Raw genomic sequence first — 18,048 nt, forward strand, 5'->3', positions numbered from 1 at the left:
TCACTCGTCTCATAATCCTCCGCAAACCAGGAATATAAGAGGGACTCGTCGTCCCCGGAGAGGGAAAATCCAGTCATGCGCAAACAGTTTCACCTGTTCCTTTACACTCGCCTCGTTCCTGCCTCCGTGCTGCTCGCCATGGGTACGAGCATCGCCGCGCAGGATAGCGCGGATCACGCCAGCATGGCGATGGACGTGGCCGCCCCTTCGGCAATGACGCGGACCGTGAAGTGGTCGGACGCCTCGGCATGGCCCTCAGGCAAGGTGCCTGTGGCTGGCGAGGAAGTGACCATTCCGCGCGGTACCGAGATGATGCTCGACGTCAGCCCGCCCGAACTGCGCGGCCTGACCGTGCAGGGCAAGCTGACCTTTGTCGACGAGCGTGACCTGGCGCTGACCACCGAGTGGATCTACGTCCCCGGCGGCGAACTGCAAATCGGCACCGAGGCCAGTCCTTTCCAGCACAACGCCACCATCACGCTGACCGACAACGTCCAGGGTGAGGATATCAACACCATGGGCGATCGCGGCATCATGATGCTGCGCGGTACGCTCAACATGCACGGCAACCGCGATCACACATGGACCAAGCTGTCGAGCACGGCAGAGGCCGGTGCCACCAGCATTGAAGTGCTCGATGCGTCGGAATGGCGCGCGGGCGACGAGATCGTCCTCGCCTCGACCGACTTCAATCCGCGGCAGGCCGAGCGCCGGACAATCACCCGCGTCAGCGGCAACACGATCAGCTTCGCGGAGCCGCTCGAATACATGCACTTCGGCGAGATTACCTTCGGCGTCGACGAGCGCGGCGAAGTCGCCATGCTGACGCGCAACATCAAGGTGCAGGCGTCGGAAGACGCGGCGGAGAGCTATTTCGGCGGGCACATCATGGCGATGGCCGGATCGAAAGCCTATGTCGAAGGCGTGGAACTCAACCGCATGGGCCAGCACCTGACGCTGGCCCGCTATCCGCTGCACTTCCACGTACTGGGAGAGGGTGCCGGCCAATACATCCGCAACGCATCGATCCACGATACCTTCAACCGCTGCGTGACGGTGCACGGCACCAACAACCTGCGCGTCGAGAACAACGTGACCTTCAACACCGTGGGTCACTGCTTCTTCATGGAAGACGGGATCGAAACCGGCAACGAGTTCATCCGAAACCTGGCAATCCAGACCAAGTGTCATCCGACATTGGACTGCGTGCCCACCAACCTCGCCGCCAATGGGGAGAGAGACCCCAGGGCTGCGGATCCTGCGGCCTACAGGGAAATGAGCTTCCACAGTGGCAACACATTGCTGCCTTCGGACAACACGGTGTCGTCCTTCTGGATCACCAACCCGGACAATAGCTACATCGACAATGTGGCGGCAGGCTCCGATCAGGTCGGTTTCTGGCTGTCCATACCGCAACACCCCAATGGCGCCTTCCTGGGGACGGAAATCTCCGCCAACACCTGGCCGCGCCGCACGGCGCTGCGCGAATTCAGGGGCAACACTGCCCATTCCAACTTCGACGGGTTCCTGATCGACCGGCACATCGACCAGGACAACACGTTCGGGCTGGCCTCCATTCCGTTGCTGCCCTTGGCAGACCCCACCGATCTGGAGAGCGAAGTGAAGGAGACGCACTTCGAGAATTTGACCAGCTACAAGAACCGCAATGGCGGGCTGTGGGGCCGGGGGGATCTCTACGTCTACAGCAATGCCAGATTCGCAGACAATGCCATTGGCATGACGCAGGCCGCTGGCGACATTGGCAGCCTGCCGTTCAGTTCACGACTGGTGGACGCGCTGGTCGTGGGCGAAACCGACAATATCGGCAATCCAGCAACGCCGGAGGAAATCGCCTATGGCCGCAGCCTGCCGAAGCCTTCCATCCCGGATTTCCCCATCCGCGGGTACGAATATTATGATTACCGCGATGATGTGGTGAACACGACATTCGTGAATTTCCAGGACAACGACCAGCGAAAGACAGGCGCGCTGTCCTTCCTGCTGTTCACGAGTGCGGGGCTGAGTACCCGAAGCACCATCAGCGGCGGGGAGTTCATCAACGCCAAGCCGGTCTATTTTCCGACATACGATTCCCGCTTCGATAACGACAACCGCGGCGGCAACGCATATCGGACCCTGTCGTTTCATGACCTGGACGGATCGGTGACCGGCATCCCCGGTTCCCAGGTATTGCTCCACGATGGCGAGAACGACAGCGTCGCCACCGATGACAGCTGCGAGATCCATCCGACCTGGAACGCCGCGGTGTGCACGGGCGATATCGGACGCCTGAACCTTTCGGATGCGAGGGGCGAACTTCCCGCCGCAGTCGATCTGGAGAGCCGCACCGCCCGGTTCGCCCTGCTCTCCTCGCTCAGCCCTAATGCGCCGGACACACCCCTCGTTCAGGCCCAGCGCGCCGCCCTGTTCTCCCGCCGTCCTCCGCAGGCGCCCATCGCGCTTGTTCGCGGTGGCAGGGAATTCAAGATCAACGGCGATCAGAGCACTGTGCGCGCCGGCACCGAGATCGAGGTGAAAACCGCAAGGCCGGAAGTCACTCTCAGTCTGGCTGAAATGGACGCGGGCTCATGGGTCATGTTCGAACTGCCGGGCTTCGCCAGCGCAGCGTCCGGAACGCAGCAGGGCAGCATGGGTGCATTGCGCGCAGCGAATGAGACGTCCTGGTTCAGGGACGGGGATGCCCTGTGGGTCAAGCTGGTGGCCGAAGCTCCGGTCATGGAGGTCATTCGTCCAACGGATCTGCAAGCCAGTATAACGGTCAGCAGGGAAGGGCTCGGCGGCTGACGCAGTGCGTATTCGACATCGAGCCCGAGATAACGAACTGCATTCTCGATCTTCGTATGACCCGGAAGAATCTGGATCGCACGAATGTTACAAGTGGCTCGCTCCAGGCGGCGAAGTGTGAGGCACTAACCCGCTGCCTCTCCCGCTTCATTCCGCCCGGTGCGCGCCTTCTCGCGATAGGTCACGATGAGCCGGAAGATCGCCCAGACGGGGCCGGTAATCGCTGCGGCGACCATCGCCTGGGCAAAGTCTGGCTGGTACAGCAGCAGCGTGTCCAGCGATCCGCCGAACATGTACGGGATCAGGATCAGCAGGACAGCTGCCACCGCGAACATGGCGAAGAGAGGGAACCACAGGCTGAACAGGCCGGAGACACCCGATTTGGCCGCCAGCTTGCGGCGATTGCGCCAGGCCCAGGCGATGCTGGCAAGGAAGAACAGCGGCAGCAGCACGACCATCAGATAGGTCACCTTCGGCCACAGCCGCGCGCCCTCGCCTGCATAGTCGAAGCCCAGCGCCTTGGCGGTGATGGCGTTGCGCAGTTGCAGGTTCTCACCAAAGCCGATCCCGCCATTGGCGTTGACCAGCACGGCCACGCCCTTGCCCTGCGATGGCAGTATGGTGGCCAGCGTCTCTGTTCCCGGTACCAGGCCGCTGTGGCTCGCGGTGCCGGATTCGCCATCGATGAACCAGCCCAGCCCGTAGAATGGCGATGCCTCGCTGGCCGGGTGCAGCATTGCGGCCTTGCTGGCAGCGGTGATGATATCGTCCTCGCCATTCACCATCATGGCGAGGTAGAGCGCAAGGTCGTTTGCGCTGGCAAAGATGCCGCCTGCGGGCGCATTGATCCGCTCTGTCAGGCCCTGACGGAATGGCCGGTGGCCACCAAACCATGGCCGGTGACCCACCGCCATCTCTCCCCTGGGACCTCCATCGGCGACCGAGCTGTTGTCCATGCCGAGCGGCGCCAGAATGTGCGATTCCACGTAAGTGGCGTAATCCTCGCCGCTTGTCTGTTCGATCAGCGCGCCCAGCACCTGGTAATTGGCGTTGGAGTATTCCCACACGGTGCCGGGTTGATGGGCTGGGTTCCACTGCGCGATGCGCGCGGCATAGGCGGCCAGCTCCCCTTCGCCCGCGGCGCTATCGCCGTGCATGGCGTTGCCCTGCACCGTGGAATATCCGCTTGTGTGGCTGAGCAGCTGGCGGATCGTTATGGCTGCTGATGGCTGCCCGCGAAAAGCACCCAGATAAGTGCCCACACCGGCATCCAGATCGATCCGCCCCTGTTCGACCAGTTGCATGATCGCAAGGGCGGTGAAGCTCTTTGAAATCGACCCGATCTGGAAGGGGGTGTCGGGCGTGACCGCTTCGTCGCTGCCCGCAAGCACCGTGCCGCGCGCGCCTGAGGCGATCTCGCCATGATCGACGATGGCATAGGCAACCCCCGGCGCGCCAGACGCGGGCCATTCAGCGTCCACCAGCTGTTCCATGGGCGCGCCCGGCACGCTTGCATGCAGGCTGCCCGTCAACATCAGCGCCAGAAAGGCGAACACAAACCGCATAATTTCCCCCCCCACATCGCAAAACCTAGCACCTCGCTCGGGTTTTACAAATCGGGCGGGCTGAGGTCGCCATGGGGACCAAAGCGAAGCAATCCAGAGCAGCACGGGCCGCCCTGGATCGCTTCATCTCGCTCGCGGTGGCGAGGTGCGGGAGCTAGGCCGCTGCCACCTCGTTATCGCTCCGCCCCACGGCGGACCAGTTCACGCCTCTGGTGGCGTACATGATGCCGGCAAGGGCCACGAACAGCAGCAGTGCGCCGATCAGCAGCGAATATGTCTCCATGTTCAGCAGCACGAACAGCACGGCATACAGGCCCGCCAGCATCGCGCCGACAAAGCCCGCCCTGCGCCATGTGCCCAGCACCGCCGCGCTGTATGCGGTCAGCAGGCCGATCACGGCGCCAGCTGCGATCACGTAGGCCCAGCCGAAGCCGGTCACCTCGGCAAAGGCCAGCAGCAGCACGAAGAACAGCACCAGCCCCGCACCAGTCAGCAGATATTCCGCCGCCGCCACGCGCGCGCCGCCGACAATGTCGAACATCAGGAAGGTGGCGAAGGTGAAGCCGATGAACAGGAAGCCATATTTCACCGCGCGGTCCACCTGGCTGTACAGATCGACCGGATCGGTCAGGCCGATGGTGGCGGCAAGGCTGGTGCCGCCCTCTCCCCGCTCATCGGCTACATCGATGGGAGCCTCCCATCCTGAAGCGACGGGCGGCCCGTCATCCTGATGCGCCACCAGCGCGCGGCCCAGCGCCAGATTGGTGATGCCATCATAATTTGCGGTGAAGCCCGCATCGGTAATCTCGCGGCTATCTGGCAGGAATGATCCGCCAAAGCTGGGATGCGGCCAGCTGGAGGTTACTGTCCATTCTGTCTCCCCCCCGCGCGGAATTACGGAGAGTGACTTGCTGCCGCGAATGCCGAATTCCCATGCCACATTCAGCGGGGCGGAAGCGTCCCACGTCGTGAAGGCCGAAAAGCCCGATCCATTGGTGGCCGCAGGGCCGTTGCCCGGCTGCAACTGCTGGGCCTCCCCGTTCACGCTCACCCGCACATCGTCCTTCAGACCGCGCGGATCGGATACGCCGAACAGCAGCTCCACCTGATCCAGCAGCAGATCACCGGGTTTGACGCCGTAGCGCTCAAGATCATCGGGCATTTCGAAACGCGCGGTGCCCGACATCGCCGAGTCGTAAACCACGGTCTCGTAAATGGCGTAGCCCTTGCGGTCAGGATCGATCTGCGTGGCGATGGACTGGTGGGCGGGAGAGAAGAACAATTCGCGGCGATGACTTGTGGTGGTGGTGCGATCCTCGCCATCGATCGTCTGCGTCCGGGTGACTTCCTGCATCCACGGGACAACCAGCACTGGCCCGGTCACAGTTTGCGCCCCGCCCCATCCCGCGGCGATGGAGGCCTGCGCGGTCTGGGACTGGCTCTCCCGATCATAGACGAGACTGTAGACCATCATCAGCGGGATCATCAGGACAAGGGCGACAAGCCCCGTCAATGCCAGTTTTGCTCCGGGTGATCGTTCCGGACGGTGTTCGGGGCGGTGTTCGGGGTCCATCGGCTTACTCCCTCAAGTTGTGCGATGAACCGTTCTCTGGGCGCGACGAACTGAATTTCAGATGAACTCGCGCGCGCGTGTTGCGTGCGCGCGTAAAGCAGGCATGATCGGCCGATGACGTTGAAACGATTCGCCATTTTCGCCCCGCTGCTGGCGCTCGCCACTCCCGCTCTGGCGCAGGAGGCGGAGGGGCAGGCAACGCCCCCGCCCGCGACCACGCAGGTGGTGCTGGAAACCACCATGGGGGACATCGTCATAGCGCTGGAGACGCAGCGTGCACCGATCACCGCCGCCAATTTCCTGCGCTATGTGGAGGAGGACCGGTTTGACGGCACGGTGTTCTACCGCGCCATGCAGCTCGACTGGGGGGAGCAGCCCAACGGCCTGATCCAGGGCGGCGCGCAGAATGACTGGGACCGCATCCTGGACCCGATCGCGCATGAGCCGACCAGTGAAACCGGCGTGCTGCACACGCGCGGCGCGATCAGCATGGCGATGGGGGAGCCGGGCACCGCCAATGGCGATTTCTCCATCCTGCTGCGCGACCTGCCGCAGCTGAACGCCAACCCCGATGCCGAAGACCCCGCCAGCCGCCCCGGCTTTGCCGCCTTTGGCCATGTGGTCTCAGGCATGGACGTGGTCGAAGCGATCCACGCCGCGCCTATCGATCCCGAAAAGGGCGAAGGATGGATGCTGGGCCAGATGCTGGCCGATCCGGTGGTGATTGTGGATGCGCGGGTGGTGGGCGACAGGCCTTAATCGGTCGTGGTTTCAGGCTCAGCCATGAAGGTGATGGTCACGGAAATGTCCCCCATCAATTCAAGATGATGAGGCCGTTCAGGCGGCACCATGATGACTGCCGGGGCGACCAGATGTTCCGATGTATTGGAACCATCGTCCCAGACGAAATCCAGCTCGCCCTCGCTCAGGCAAAGGCGCGCCCATCGCCCGGGTTTCAAGCGGTGTTCCGCCAACAGGCCGCGCGGGATGGTATCGGCATTGAACGGGCCGATCTCGCGCAGGGCTTGCAGGTTTTCAGGCACCTGGGACGTTCCGAATTCGTCAGACATACGGCAGGTTCCTTCCCTTGCTGGCGCCCGCCATACCTTCACGGCGCATGGCGATTCCGGTGAGCAGACTGTCGGCGATCATGCGGGCGCGGCCTGCGAATATCTTGACCGCCTCCTCCTCAGTGCATTCTTCACGCAGAGTGGCGTAAAACAGATCGAGCCAGTGGCTGAAATGGCGCTCATCCAGAGGCGGCAATTGCTGGTGCCTGACCATCGGATTGCCCGAATATTCGGCGGTGCTGAACAGGATCGAGCGCCAGAACCTGTTCATCTGTTCAAGGTGTTTTGGCCAGTCCTGTATTTTCCCGGTGAAGATCGGACCGAGCAATTCGTCGTCGCGGATCTTGCCATAGAAAGATGCAATCACCCGGCTGACGACCTCATCCGTCAGGCCAATCCGCCCCGCGTCCTCACGCTTCTTCTGGCGAGCAAGCGCCGCGTGGGGATTGGTTTCACCGGTTCTGACAGCCTGCCTGCTCATGCGTCCAACTCGAAAAAGGTGATCTACATGCTTTAATTAAGCCACTTGCCGCTAAAAGCAATATATCATATACCTCTTTTATGCAGCTAAGCCTCCACACCGATTATGCCCTGCGCGTGTTGATGGCGCTGGCCGCAACTGGCGAACAGATGACGATTGATGATGTGGCCGGACGCTATCGCATCTCGCGCAACCATCTGGCCAAGGTCGCACAAAGCCTGCAGGGTCAGGGCCTGATAGAGACCACCCGCGGCCGCACCGGCGGAATGCGCCTCGCCCGCGACCCTGGCGATATCAACGTGGGCGCAGTGGTCCGCAAATTCGAGAGATTCGAAGGGTTTGTGGCGTGCATGGGCGGCCCGCAGGATTGCGTCATAGATGGCGCATGCGGGCTAAAATCACCGCTGGCAGGCGCGCTGCAAGCCTTCCTCACCCACCTCGACGGGTTCACCTTGGCCGATCTGGTCGGCGATCAGAAGAAAGCGCTGCTGGCGAGGATTGGCTGAGAAGATCGACCTAACAGACCGCCATCAATAAACCCGCTTCTTCGGCTTGATGTACTCTGCATCGTCGGTGAGCGTGTATTCGTGGACCGGGCGGTAATCGATCTTCACATCGCCGCCGGTGCCGCCCCAGCCGGTGAACCATGCGGCGGTGTGCTTCATCCATTCCGCATCGTTGCGATCGGGGAAATCCTCATGCGCGTGGGCGCCGCGGCTTTCCTTGCGGTTTTCGGCAGAGGACATGGTGACCACGGCCTGCGCCATCAGATTGTCCAGCTCCATCGTCTCGATCAGATCGCTGTTCCAGATCAGTGAGCGGTCGGTGACGTGGATGTCCTGCATGCGCTTGTTGGTTTCCGCCAGCTGCTTGACACCTTCGGCCATCAGCGCGCTGTCACGGAACACGGCGGCGTGCTTCTGCATGGTCTTCTGCATTTCCGCGCGGACTTCCGCCGTGGGCGAGCCACCCTTGGCAGTGCGGAAATGATCGAGCCGGCCGAGCGCGAAATCGGCGCTGTCCTTGGGCAGTTCCTCCTGAGCCGCACCCGGCTTGAGGATATCGCGCAGGCGGTGGCCGGTTGCGCGGCCAAACACCACCAGATCGATCAGCGAGTTGGAGCCGAGGCGATTGGCGCCATGCACCGAAACGCAGGCCGCCTCGCCCACGGCGAACAGGCCTGGCACCACCGTATCGGGATTGCCGTCTGCGCCAATGGTGACGACTTCGCCGTGATAATTACAGGGGATGCCGCCCATGTTGTAATGCACAGTGGGGGTCACCGGCAGTGGCTGGCGCGTCAGGTCCACGCCGGCGAAGATCTTGCCGCTTTCGGTGATGCCGGGAAGACGCTCTGCCAGCACCGCCGGATCGATATGATCGAGGTGGAGGTAGATGTGGTCCTTTTCTGGCCCGACGCCGCGTCCTTCGCGCATTTCCAGCGCCATGGAGCGGGACACCACATCGCGCGATGCCAGGTCCTTGGCCGACGGGGCATAGCGCTCCATGAAACGCTCGCCTTCGGAATTGGTCAGATAGCCGCCCTCGCCGCGTGCGCCCTCGGTAATCAGCACGCCTGCGCCGTAAATGCCGGTGGGGTGGAACTGTACGAATTCCATGTCCTGCAGGGGCAGACCGGCGCGCAGTACCATGCCGCCGCCGTCGCCGGTGCAGGTATGGGCAGACGTGGCGGTGTAATAGCAGCGGCCATAGCCGCCCGTCGCCAGCACCACGCTTTGCGAGCGGAAGCGGTGGATCGTTCCGTCATCCATGCACATGGCGATCACGCCCACGCACGCGCCATCCTTCATGATCAGGTCGATGGCGAAATATTCGATGAAGAAGTCGGACTGGTACTTCAGGCTCTGCTGATAGAGCGCATGCAGCATGGCATGGCCGGTGCGGTCTGCCGCGGCGCAGGTGCGCTGCACGGGAGGACCCTCACCCATGTTCTGCATGTGGCCGCCAAACGGGCGCTGGTAGATCGTGCCGTTTTCATTGCGGCTGAAGGGAACGCCCGCGTGCTCCAGCTCGTAAACGGCTTCGGGCGCTTCACGCACCATATATTCGATCGCGTCCTGGTCTCCCAGCCAGTCTGACCCCTTCACGGTGTCATACATGTGCCATTGCCAGTGATCGGGCGTGTTGTTGCCCAGCGAAGCGGCAATGCCGCCCTGCGCTGCAACCGTGTGGCTGCGGGTGGGGAAGACCTTGGAGATATTGGCGGTTTTCAGCCCGGCTTCGGCGGCGCCCATGGTGGCGCGCAGGCCGGACCCGCCAGCACCCACCACCACCACATCATAGATATGGTCGATGATCTTGTAGGCGGGCTGTGTGGTGTTATCGGTAGCCATCAGGCAGCAGCTCCAAGGGCAAGGCGGACAATGGCGAACAGGCCAAATGCCGCGCCGGCAAAAGCGAACAGGTTGAGCGCGAGAACCGCGGCGAACTTGGTGCCTGCTTCATGCAGGTAATCCTCTATCAGCACCTGCAATCCCAGACGGGCATGCCAGAAGGTGCTGATCACGAACAAGGCCACCAGCGTGGCCTGCACCGGGCCGGAAATCCAGTCTGTTACCGTGGCGTAGGACAGGTCCGGCAGCAGCACGAAGGCGAACGCCAGATACAGGCCCAGCAGCAAATTACCGGCAGCGGTAAAGCGTTGCAGCAGCCAGTGATGCGCGCCGTGCTTTGCCGAGCCCAGGCCGCGTACCCGGCCAATGGAGGTTCCTTCACCCATTACGATTGCCCCTGTTGACGCTTACAGCCACATCACACCGGCCCAGAAGGCAACGGTGAGGACGATGGCGGTGCCGATCGAAACGATCGAGAAAATGCGATTGATGTCGAGTTCATAGCCTGCGCCCATATCGAGCACGAAATGGCGAATGCCCGAGCACATGTGACTGAAGAATGCCCATGAAATGCCCACCAGCACGATGATGCCGTACCAGCTCATCGCGTGATCGGTGAAAGTCGCATAAGCTTCCGGCCCGCTGGCCAGTGCGCTCAGCCACCACAGCAGGATCGGCAGCCCGACCAGCGCCATGCCATCCCCGGCAACCCGGTGGAGGATGGATACCAGCATATGCGGGCCCCATTTCCAGATCTGCAGATGCGGCGATAAAGGGCGATTGCTCATGTTCTGTCCCATAACCCTGTTTGCTTGCCCCACTTAACGAATGTTGATCGCCGTTCAAGCGGACCATCGTCCGTATTCGAGGCTGGTCATATTCCCCTTCCTGCCCTTTTCGCACCGGCAAGCCAAGGCTAAGACCAGCGGCAATGAAGAATATTCTTGTGACAGGCACCAGCCGCGGCATTGGCGCGGCAATTGCGGCGCAGCTGCGCCTACGCGGCGCGACGGTGATCGGCCATGCCACCACCGCGCATGATGATCAGACGGTGGCCGCAGATTTCGCCCAGCCCATCGCCCCGCAGATGCTGTGGCAGGAAGCGCTGGAAAAACTGGGCGGCAAGGTGGATGTGCTGGTCAACAATGCCGGCCTGTTTGCGCCCAATCCGGTGGAAGGATCGGACTTTGAATGGCTGGACCTGTGGGAAGACACGCTGCGCATCAATCTGACCGCCGCCGCGCAATTATCCCGTTTTGCGCTGCGATACTGGCGCGCCAGCGGGCGCAAGGGACGCATCGTGCATATTGCCAGCCGCGCGGGACACCGGGGCGATTCGCCCGATCACTGGCATTATGCCGCGGCCAAGGGCGGGATGCTGGCGCTGCACAAGACCATCGCCCGCGCCTATGCCAGCCAGGGTATTCTCAGCTTCGCCATCGCGCCCGGCTTTACCGATACGGCGATGGCGGGCGATTATCTGGCCAGCCGCGGCGGAGCGGGCCTGCTGGCGGATATTCCGCTGGGCCGCGTGGCTACGCCCGATGAAATCGCCAGCATCGCCACCTTCTGTGCGCTGGATGCACCTGCCAGCATGACCGGCGCGGTGATCGATGCCAATGGAGCAAGCTATGTTCGCTAGAGCCTCCCTGCTCCTGCCAGTATCGCTGCCGGTATTTCTGATTGCCTGCGCGCCCGCGCCCGGGCCTGCCCCACAGCCGCAAGTCGCGGCCGACCAGGCGCGGTGGACCCAGCAATGCGAGGACTGGGACGATTGGGACAAGCCGGGCCCGCCATTCCGCATCCACGGCAATTCCTATTACGTGGGCACCTGCGGGATCGGCGCCATCCTCGTCACCTCCGATGCCGGACACATCCTCATCGACAGCGGCACGGATGCCGGTGCGCGGGTTGTGGCGGGCAATATCCAGGCGCTGGGATTTGCGCTGGAGGACGTGAAATATATCCTCACCAGTCACGAACATTTCGATCATGTCGGCGGGATTGCCCGCCTGCAGGCGCTCACCGGTGCGCAGCTGATCACTTCCGCGCCCGCCGCCGAGGTGTTTCGTAGCGGCGAAGTGGCGCTGAACGATCCGCAATATGGCGAGATCGAAGGGCCTGCGCGGGCGCGGGTGGACCGCATCGTTGGTGGCGGAGACGTGGTCACGCTCGGCCCGCTCAGCCTGACCGCCATCGCCACGCCGGGCCACACGCATGGCGCGCTCAGCTGGCAATTGACTGCGCGCGGCGGAGCTGAGACGCGCCAGATCGTCTATGCCGACAGCCTCTCCCCCGTCAGCAACGATGATTATCGCTTCTCCGACCATCCGGAATACGTGCAGGAGTACCGCGATGGGCTTGCGCGGCTGGCGGCGATGTCCGGGCGCGACTGCGATATCTTGCTAACCCCGCATCCCTCCGCCAGTGGCATGCGTGACAAATTGCTGGCGGGTGATCTGACTGCCAGCCCGACCTGCGCCGAATACGCCGCCTCCATCACCACCCGCCTTGATGCGCGACTGGCGCAGGAAACAGAACAATGAGCTGGAAACTGACTGCCTTTGGCCCGCGCGAGATGATCGAGGCCGCGCTCGCCCGCCATGAGGAGGATGCCGACCGCGACGAGGGGATCGTCATTACCGCCTTCGAAGTCGCCCTGGACCAGCCCGAGGACTGGCGGCTCGACGTCTATCTGGAAGCCAAGCCCGGCCAGGCACAGCGCAATGCGGTGAAGGCCCTGTTCGCGGGTGAGGCACCGCGCCTCACCCTGGAAGAACTGCCCGAAACGGACTGGGTGACCGAAAGCCAGAAGGGCATCGATCCGATCCGTGCGGGGCGCTTCCATGTCCGCACGCCCGATCATGCCGCGCTGGACGAGCCCGGGGTGGTCGATTTCTGCATTCCCGCCGCGCAGGCCTTCGGCACCGGCCATCATGAGACGACTGCGGGCTGCCTCACCATGCTCGATGCGATGAAGCGGCGCGGCGTGCATGCGCGCCATATTGCCGACATTGGCACAGGCACCGGCCTGCTGGCCTTTGGGGCGATGCATCTGTGGCCCACCGCCCATGCCACGGCCAGCGACAATGATCCGCTGTGCCTGCCCGCCGTGCTCGACAATGCGGAGATGAACGCCATTCCGCTCGGCACCGCGCCGGGGCAGCTGGCGATGGTAATTGCGGACGGAATGAAGGATGATTTCCTGGTCCAGCGCGCGCCGTTTGACCTGCTGATCGCCAATATCCTGGCCGCTCCGCTGATCGAGATGGCGCCAGAATTCGCCGCCGCCGTGGCACCGCGCGGGAATATCGTTCTGGCCGGTCTGCTGGCCACGCAGGAAAGCCGCGTGCGCGCCGCCTATATGCACGCGGGCTTCCGCCTGCAGGCGCGCATCATCAATGGCGACTGGTCGATATTATGGCTGAGAAAACGCTTCGCCGGCTGAACCTTGGCGATATCGGCCGGTTGCTGCGGGCTATATTGCTGGGCGTGGTGCTCGCCGTGGCGCTGTTTCCGGTGCTGGGCTGGATCGGCAGTTCCATCCCGCGCAACGCCGGAGCGGTTGAACCTGCCGACGGGGTCGAGATCATGGTCGAGACCAACGGCACGCACACCGGCATCGTCATGCCGATCGTCACCCCCGAGGTGGACTGGCGCACAATATTCCCCAGCGCCTCCACATTGGTGAATGGCCAGCTGCCCACCCACATCGCGGTTGGCTGGGGCGAGCGCGAGATTTTCCTCAACGTGCCCACATGGGATGACCTGACAGCCGCCACCGCCGTGCGCATCGCGCTTTTCGGCGGCGATTCGATCATGCGGGTGAGCCATTATGTGCGCCCCGCCCCCGATGAGAACTATCGCCCCGTCACCATCAGCCGCGCAGCCTATGCCCGCATGGCCACACGGATAGAGCAAAGCCTGGCGCCGCCCGGCCCGGACGGATCGCGGCAGATCCTGCGCGGCACCAATCCGCGCGATGCCTATTACGATGCGCGGGGCCATTACACCCTGGCCAATTCGTGCAATAGCTGGGTGGGAGACATGCTGGCGGAAGGCGGCGTGGAAATGGGGTGGTGGACACCGTTCGCCGGGGGAGTGATGAAATGGATCGAAAAACCGCAACCGGGCTGAAGTTCGCTCTCGCCATGCTGGCCGCGCTTACCGCCCTGCCCGTATTGGCGCAGGTGACGCCTCAGGTCACAGCGGAGGATGTGCACCGCGCGGAACGGGCACAATTCGGCTTTGGCGATCTGCGCGCCGGGGCCGATGGCAATAATCCTGACGCTGCCAATGCCGCCAACAGCAATGAGATGCTGGTGGGCAATTATGTGCTGCCGCCGCTGTTTGAAAATGCCCGCCAGCAGACGCCCGCCGGATGGCCCGCGCGCCGCGCCGAACTGGCGCGCATGGTGGAGGACAACTGGGTTGGCCGTATCCCCGCCGTGGTCGATGATTTCCGCATCGAGTGGGATAAGGTTCCGGTGGTTACGGCTAGCCTGGTCCATTTGTTGAACGACAATTTCGTTGAGGATTGGACCGGCAGGATCGTTACGAGCGATGGCCGCTCAGGTCCGGTGATTTCCGCGCGTATCTATCTGGCCAAGCACAACAGACCGCGCCCGGCGATCATCAATTACACCTATGTCTGGCCCGGCGGCGTAACTCCCAATTTCGGCGGCACGCCCGCGCCCGATGCGATCCGCCAGGCGTTGGATAATGGCTGGGTCTATGTCGAATATCGCCCGCAAATGTTGCAGGCAGACAATGGCGCGCAGATGGAGCAAGGGATCATCGGCCTGGCCCGCTGGCCGCGTCAGCAATATGACTGGGGCGCGTTGCGCGCATGGGGCTGGGGCGCCAGCCAATTGCGCGAAGAGCTAAGCCGCGATCCGCGCATCAGCCCTTCCCGCATCTCGCTCACCGGTCATTCGCGCTTTGGCAAGGGCGTGCTGGTGGCCGCCGCATACGACCTCGAATTCGCCGATGCCCATGTCTCCAGTTCCGGCGCGGGAGGGGCCAAGCTGATGCGGCGCGATTTTGGCGAGCGGTGGGAGAACCTGGCCGCGAGCGGGGAATTTCACTGGTTCACGCCCAACATCATGAACTTCGCCCGCGATCCGCTCAGCGTGGATGACCTGCCGGTGGATGCGCATATGCTGATCGCCCTGCGCGCACCGCGCCCGCTGTTCATCACCAGTGGCCTTGCGGAAAAGGGCGACAGCTGGGTCGATCCCGCGGGCATGTGGACCGCCTTCATGCTGGCCCAGCCCGCGTGGGAGGTTTTCGGCGCATCGCTGCCGCCGTTCGGCATGCCGGTGCCCGAGAGCCGCGAACAGATGCCCTATCCGCTAGGCTGGTATCAGCACGGCGAAGGCCATGTGCCGTGGCCCGCCTATGACGAGTTTTACGAACATGCGGAGCGCTTCTTCGAGGATTAGACCCTCAAGGGCTCAGAACCAGGTCCTGATCCCCACCAGCACGGCGGTGGCGGACGGATCATCGCCGCCGAGCCGCGCGATATCGGCTGTCCGGCCCAGCTTGCGGGACCATTCCACGCCCACATAAGGCGCAAATTCACGGACGATTTCATAGCGCAGGCGCAGGCCCGCCGCGAACGAGGTGAACCCAGCGCCAATATCGCGCTCGGCAATATCCTGCGCGGCCAGTTCCACTTCCACGCGTGGTTGCAGGATCACTCGCTGGGTGATCTTCTGGTCATATTCCGCCTCTATCCGCGCGGTCACATCGCCGCGATCTGACAGGAATGCCGCTGCATCGAGGTGGATCATATATGGCGCAAGGCCCTGCACTCCCAGCACCGCATGGCTGCGCGTGTCCGGCTCCACATCCAACCGCGCGCCCATTTGCAGATCGAAGAACGGCGTGATGGCATGGCTCCACAGCGCCTGCACTTCGGCATCGTCCAGCGCGCCGCCAAACTCGCCCTCGCCTTCGGTCTTGATCACCAGCCGGTCCAGATCACCGCCGATAAAGCCCTGCATGTCCCACAGATAGGCATCGCCAGATCCCAGCCGCGCCTCGAATCGTTCGACCAGCAGCGATGCGGTGCGGAAGGTGCCGTTCTCGATGGCCATTTGTTCGCGCGCCGGCCGCATTGCCGCCTCGCCCCAGATGGCATCGGCGGCGTGCAGCGGCCCTTCCAGCGCGCGCGCGGGAGGCGCGCTATTGCTGGCTGGCGGCATGTCATGGCCCATCGCCGAATGGTCCATCGTGGAATGGTCCATCGTGGAATGATCCATCGTGGAATGATCCATCGTGGAATGGTCCATCGTGGAATGGTCCATGGCCGAGTGGTCCATCTCGGAATGGTCGCTGGGGGCAGGTGCCGGTTCGGCCTGATCGGGCGCAGTCTGGCTCGTGGCCGAATGATCGTGGTCCTGCGCCGCCAGCGGAGCAGCCAGCGCCAGCAGCGGAAGGGCGAGAAGATATCTCATGCCAGCGGCCTCACCGTCACCACCTGCATCATCCCTGCGTGCATGTGATACAGCAGGTGGCAGTGGAAGGCCCAGTCGCCCGGCTCGTTCGCGGTCAGGTCGAACGTCGCCTTGCTGCCGGGCTGCACGATCAGCGTGTGTTTTCTGGGCTGGTGAGTGGCATCCGCGCCATTGACCAGTTCGAAGAAATGGCCGTGCAGGTGGATCGGATGTGCCATCATCGTGTCATTCACCAGCGTCACGCGCACCCGCTCGTCAAAGCCGAAGCGGATCGGATCGTCGGTGACAGCGGTGAACTGCTGTCCGTCGAACGACCACATATAGCGTTCCATATTGCCGGTAAGGTGGATCTGCAGCGTCCGTTCCGGCGCGCGCATCGGGTTGGCGCTGGCGGCGCGCAGATCGGTATAACGCAGCACGCGGTGCGATACGGCGTCCAGCCCAAGGCCGGGATAATCCATCCGGTCCGCCGACATGGGAGCGACCATGTCCACCCCCGGCCCGGTGGCGACACTGTCTGGCAATAGCGAGAGATCGCGCATCGAATGATCCATCGATCCCTCGCCGTGATCCATGCCCGCCATCGAACCACCCGCCATCGCGCCCATACCCATGTCGGCCATCGTCAGCGTCACTGGTTCTCGCAAATCCGGCACTGGCGCCCGCGCGCCCGGCTGGCTGGTCAGCGTGGCCACGCCCATACCGGAGCGGTCCATCGCCTCTGCCACCAGCACATGCGCGCCATCTGCGGGCTGGACGATCACGTCATAGGTTTCTGCCGCGCCGATCTGGAATTCCTCCACCGCCACCGGATCGACATCCTGCCCGTCAGCGGCCACCACCAGCATTTCTGCGCCGGGAATGCGGACGTTGAAGAAGGTCATGGCGCTGCCGTTGATCACCCGCAGGCGCACCCGCTCACCGCGGCGGAACGTCAGTTCCAAATCGTCCGCCGGGCCGTGACCGTTGATGAGATAGCTGTATTCGCTGCCTGAAACGTCCAGAATATCGCGCGGGTTCATCCGCATCCGGCCCCACATCCGGCGGTCTGCCCCCGACATTTCACCGCTGGTCGCCGTCAGCATCTGGCGGTTGAAGTAATGTTCACCCACCTTCAGCTTGCGCATGATGTCATGCGGATGCATCGGCGTGAATTCGCTCAGCAGCAGCACATATTCGCGGTCATGGGCGGGGCCGTGATAATGCGCCGGCTCAATCACGATCGGGCCGTAGTGGCCGCTCTGTTCCTGCAATCCGGAATGCGAGTGCCACCAGTATGTGCCCGACTGGCGGATGGGGAACTGATAGGTGAACGTCTGCCCCGGAGCGATGCCGGGAAAGCTGACGCCCGGCACGCCATCATACTGAAACGGCAGCAGCAGGCCGTGCCAGTGGATGGAGCTGTCCTCGGCCAGATTATTGGTCACATGCAGGCGCACGTCCTGCCCTTCGCGCAGGCGGATCAGCGGGCCGGGGATCGATCCGTTGACCGCAATCGCATGGCCCTGCCGCCCGCCGGTGGCAAAATGACTGTCACCGATGGAGAGGCTTATGTCCTCCCCCGACAATTCGCCCGACCCCTTGCGAGCCGCGCCCATGCCTTGTGCCCAGCCCGCCATCGGAATGCCCGCCAGCGCGGCAAGCGACGCGGTGGAGCGGATCAATGTGCGGCGCGAAACGCGGCGGGAAATAAGGGGAGCCATGCTCATGGTCCCCTGCACCTAGGCCTTGTGCGCGGC

The 18,048-nt window shown here is 63.2% G+C and carries 17 protein-coding genes and 1 pseudogene; 8 read left to right on the plus strand and 10 right to left on the minus strand.

Features of this window, described 5'->3' with window-relative positions:
* Positions 1 to 75 precede the first annotated feature (75 nt).
* Positions 76 to 2,805, plus strand: coding sequence for a G8 domain-containing protein (locus GRI32_RS02585; RefSeq protein ID WP_160589591.1), 2,730 nt, complete (start codon positions 76 to 78; stop codon positions 2,803 to 2,805).
* Between the two features lie 2 nt (positions 2,806 to 2,807).
* Here GRI32_RS02585 and GRI32_RS10755 read toward each other — a convergent pair.
* The 3 genes and pseudogenes from GRI32_RS10755 to creD all read right to left on the minus strand — a co-directional run.
* Positions 2,808 to 2,906 (minus strand): annotated as a pseudogene (locus GRI32_RS10755) (integrase); the annotation flags it as partial.
* Positions 2,907 to 2,930: 24 nt separating this feature from the next.
* On the minus strand, positions 2,931 to 4,370 hold the full coding sequence (locus GRI32_RS02595; protein ID WP_202385914.1) for a serine hydrolase domain-containing protein: 1,440 nt from the start codon (positions 4,368 to 4,370) through the stop codon (positions 2,931 to 2,933).
* Between the two features lie 154 nt (positions 4,371 to 4,524).
* Positions 4,525 to 5,943, minus strand: coding sequence for a cell envelope integrity protein CreD (gene creD / locus GRI32_RS02600; RefSeq protein WP_160589592.1), 1,419 nt, complete (start codon positions 5,941 to 5,943; stop codon positions 4,525 to 4,527).
* Between the two features lie 114 nt (positions 5,944 to 6,057).
* On the opposite strand from creD, the gene GRI32_RS02605 reads away from it, so the two are divergent.
* Positions 6,058 to 6,702: a peptidylprolyl isomerase gene (locus GRI32_RS02605; RefSeq protein WP_160589593.1), complete on the plus strand. Its 645-nt coding sequence runs from the start codon at positions 6,058 to 6,060 to the stop codon at positions 6,700 to 6,702.
* On the opposite strand, the gene GRI32_RS02610 is transcribed toward GRI32_RS02605, so the two are convergent.
* Both GRI32_RS02610 and GRI32_RS02615 read right to left on the minus strand, forming a co-directional pair.
* Positions 6,699 to 7,013, minus strand: a complete 315-nt coding sequence (locus GRI32_RS02610) for a TehB-like domain-containing protein (RefSeq protein WP_160589594.1) — start codon at positions 7,011 to 7,013, stop codon at positions 6,699 to 6,701. The genes GRI32_RS02605 and GRI32_RS02610 overlap by 4 nt on opposite strands.
* A complete protein-coding gene (locus GRI32_RS02615; RefSeq protein ID WP_160589595.1) occupies positions 7,006 to 7,494 on the minus strand; it encodes a group III truncated hemoglobin in 489 nt (162 codons plus the stop codon). The genes GRI32_RS02610 and GRI32_RS02615 overlap by 8 nt, the downstream gene beginning before the upstream one ends.
* A gap of 80 nt (positions 7,495 to 7,574) precedes the next feature.
* Between GRI32_RS02615 and GRI32_RS02620 the strand changes: the two genes are divergently transcribed.
* Positions 7,575 to 8,000 carry an RrF2 family transcriptional regulator gene (locus GRI32_RS02620; protein WP_160589596.1) on the plus strand — a complete coding sequence of 142 codons (426 nt, stop codon included), beginning with the start codon at positions 7,575 to 7,577 and terminating at the stop codon, positions 7,998 to 8,000.
* Between the two features lie 24 nt (positions 8,001 to 8,024).
* On the opposite strand, the gene sdhA is transcribed toward GRI32_RS02620, so the two are convergent.
* Genes sdhA through sdhC form a run of 3 tightly spaced genes read right to left on the minus strand, consistent with a single transcriptional unit; the run spans position 8,025 to position 10,636 of the window.
* Entirely contained in the window at positions 8,025 to 9,848 is a 1,824-nt protein-coding gene (gene sdhA, locus GRI32_RS02625; protein ID WP_160589597.1) for a succinate dehydrogenase flavoprotein subunit, read from the minus strand.
* Positions 9,848 to 10,234 (minus strand): succinate dehydrogenase, hydrophobic membrane anchor protein, encoded by a 387-nt coding sequence (sdhD, locus tag GRI32_RS02630; protein ID WP_160589598.1) that lies wholly within the window; start codon positions 10,232 to 10,234, stop codon positions 9,848 to 9,850. Before sdhD ends, sdhA begins: the two co-directional genes overlap by 1 nt.
* A 21-nt stretch (positions 10,235 to 10,255) precedes the next feature.
* Positions 10,256 to 10,636 (minus strand): succinate dehydrogenase, cytochrome b556 subunit, encoded by a 381-nt coding sequence (gene sdhC / locus GRI32_RS02635; protein WP_237437352.1) that lies wholly within the window; start codon positions 10,634 to 10,636, stop codon positions 10,256 to 10,258.
* Positions 10,637 to 10,779: 143 nt separating this feature from the next.
* Between sdhC and GRI32_RS02640 the strand changes: the two genes are divergently transcribed.
* From GRI32_RS02640 to GRI32_RS02660, 5 genes are read left to right on the plus strand one after another with little or no spacing between them, the layout of a single operon-like run.
* Positions 10,780 to 11,490, plus strand: coding sequence for an SDR family NAD(P)-dependent oxidoreductase (locus GRI32_RS02640; protein ID WP_160589600.1), 711 nt, complete (start codon positions 10,780 to 10,782; stop codon positions 11,488 to 11,490).
* Entirely contained in the window at positions 11,480 to 12,394 is a 915-nt protein-coding gene (gene bla / locus GRI32_RS02645; RefSeq protein WP_160589601.1) for a subclass B3 metallo-beta-lactamase, read from the plus strand. The genes GRI32_RS02640 and bla overlap by 11 nt, the downstream gene beginning before the upstream one ends.
* On the plus strand, positions 12,391 to 13,296 hold the full coding sequence (locus GRI32_RS02650) for a 50S ribosomal protein L11 methyltransferase (protein WP_160589602.1): 906 nt from the start codon (positions 12,391 to 12,393) through the stop codon (positions 13,294 to 13,296). Before bla ends, GRI32_RS02650 begins: the two co-directional genes overlap by 4 nt.
* Positions 13,269 to 13,985: a DUF2459 domain-containing protein gene (locus GRI32_RS02655; RefSeq protein WP_237437353.1), complete on the plus strand. Its 717-nt coding sequence runs from the start codon at positions 13,269 to 13,271 to the stop codon at positions 13,983 to 13,985. The genes GRI32_RS02650 and GRI32_RS02655 overlap by 28 nt, the downstream gene beginning before the upstream one ends.
* Positions 13,958 to 15,292 carry a glucuronyl esterase domain-containing protein gene (locus GRI32_RS02660; protein WP_160589603.1) on the plus strand — a complete coding sequence of 445 codons (1,335 nt, stop codon included), beginning with the start codon at positions 13,958 to 13,960 and terminating at the stop codon, positions 15,290 to 15,292. The genes GRI32_RS02655 and GRI32_RS02660 overlap by 28 nt, the downstream gene beginning before the upstream one ends.
* Positions 15,293 to 15,304: 12 nt before the next feature.
* On the opposite strand, the gene GRI32_RS02665 is transcribed toward GRI32_RS02660, so the two are convergent.
* Both GRI32_RS02665 and GRI32_RS02670 read right to left on the minus strand, forming a co-directional pair.
* The gene (locus GRI32_RS02665; protein WP_160589604.1) at positions 15,305 to 16,309 is read right to left on the minus strand and encodes a copper resistance protein B; all 1,005 of its coding nucleotides are present in this window, start codon (positions 16,307 to 16,309) and stop codon (positions 15,305 to 15,307) included.
* Positions 16,306 to 18,018 (minus strand): copper resistance system multicopper oxidase, encoded by a 1,713-nt coding sequence (locus tag GRI32_RS02670; RefSeq protein WP_419866755.1) that lies wholly within the window; start codon positions 18,016 to 18,018, stop codon positions 16,306 to 16,308. Before GRI32_RS02670 ends, GRI32_RS02665 begins: the two co-directional genes overlap by 4 nt.
* Positions 18,019 to 18,048: the final 30 nt, after the last annotated feature.

It is taken from the genome of Alteraurantiacibacter aestuarii (genome assembly GCF_009827405.1).
In the GTDB taxonomy this organism is placed as follows: domain Bacteria; phylum Pseudomonadota; class Alphaproteobacteria; order Sphingomonadales; family Sphingomonadaceae; genus Alteraurantiacibacter; species Alteraurantiacibacter aestuarii.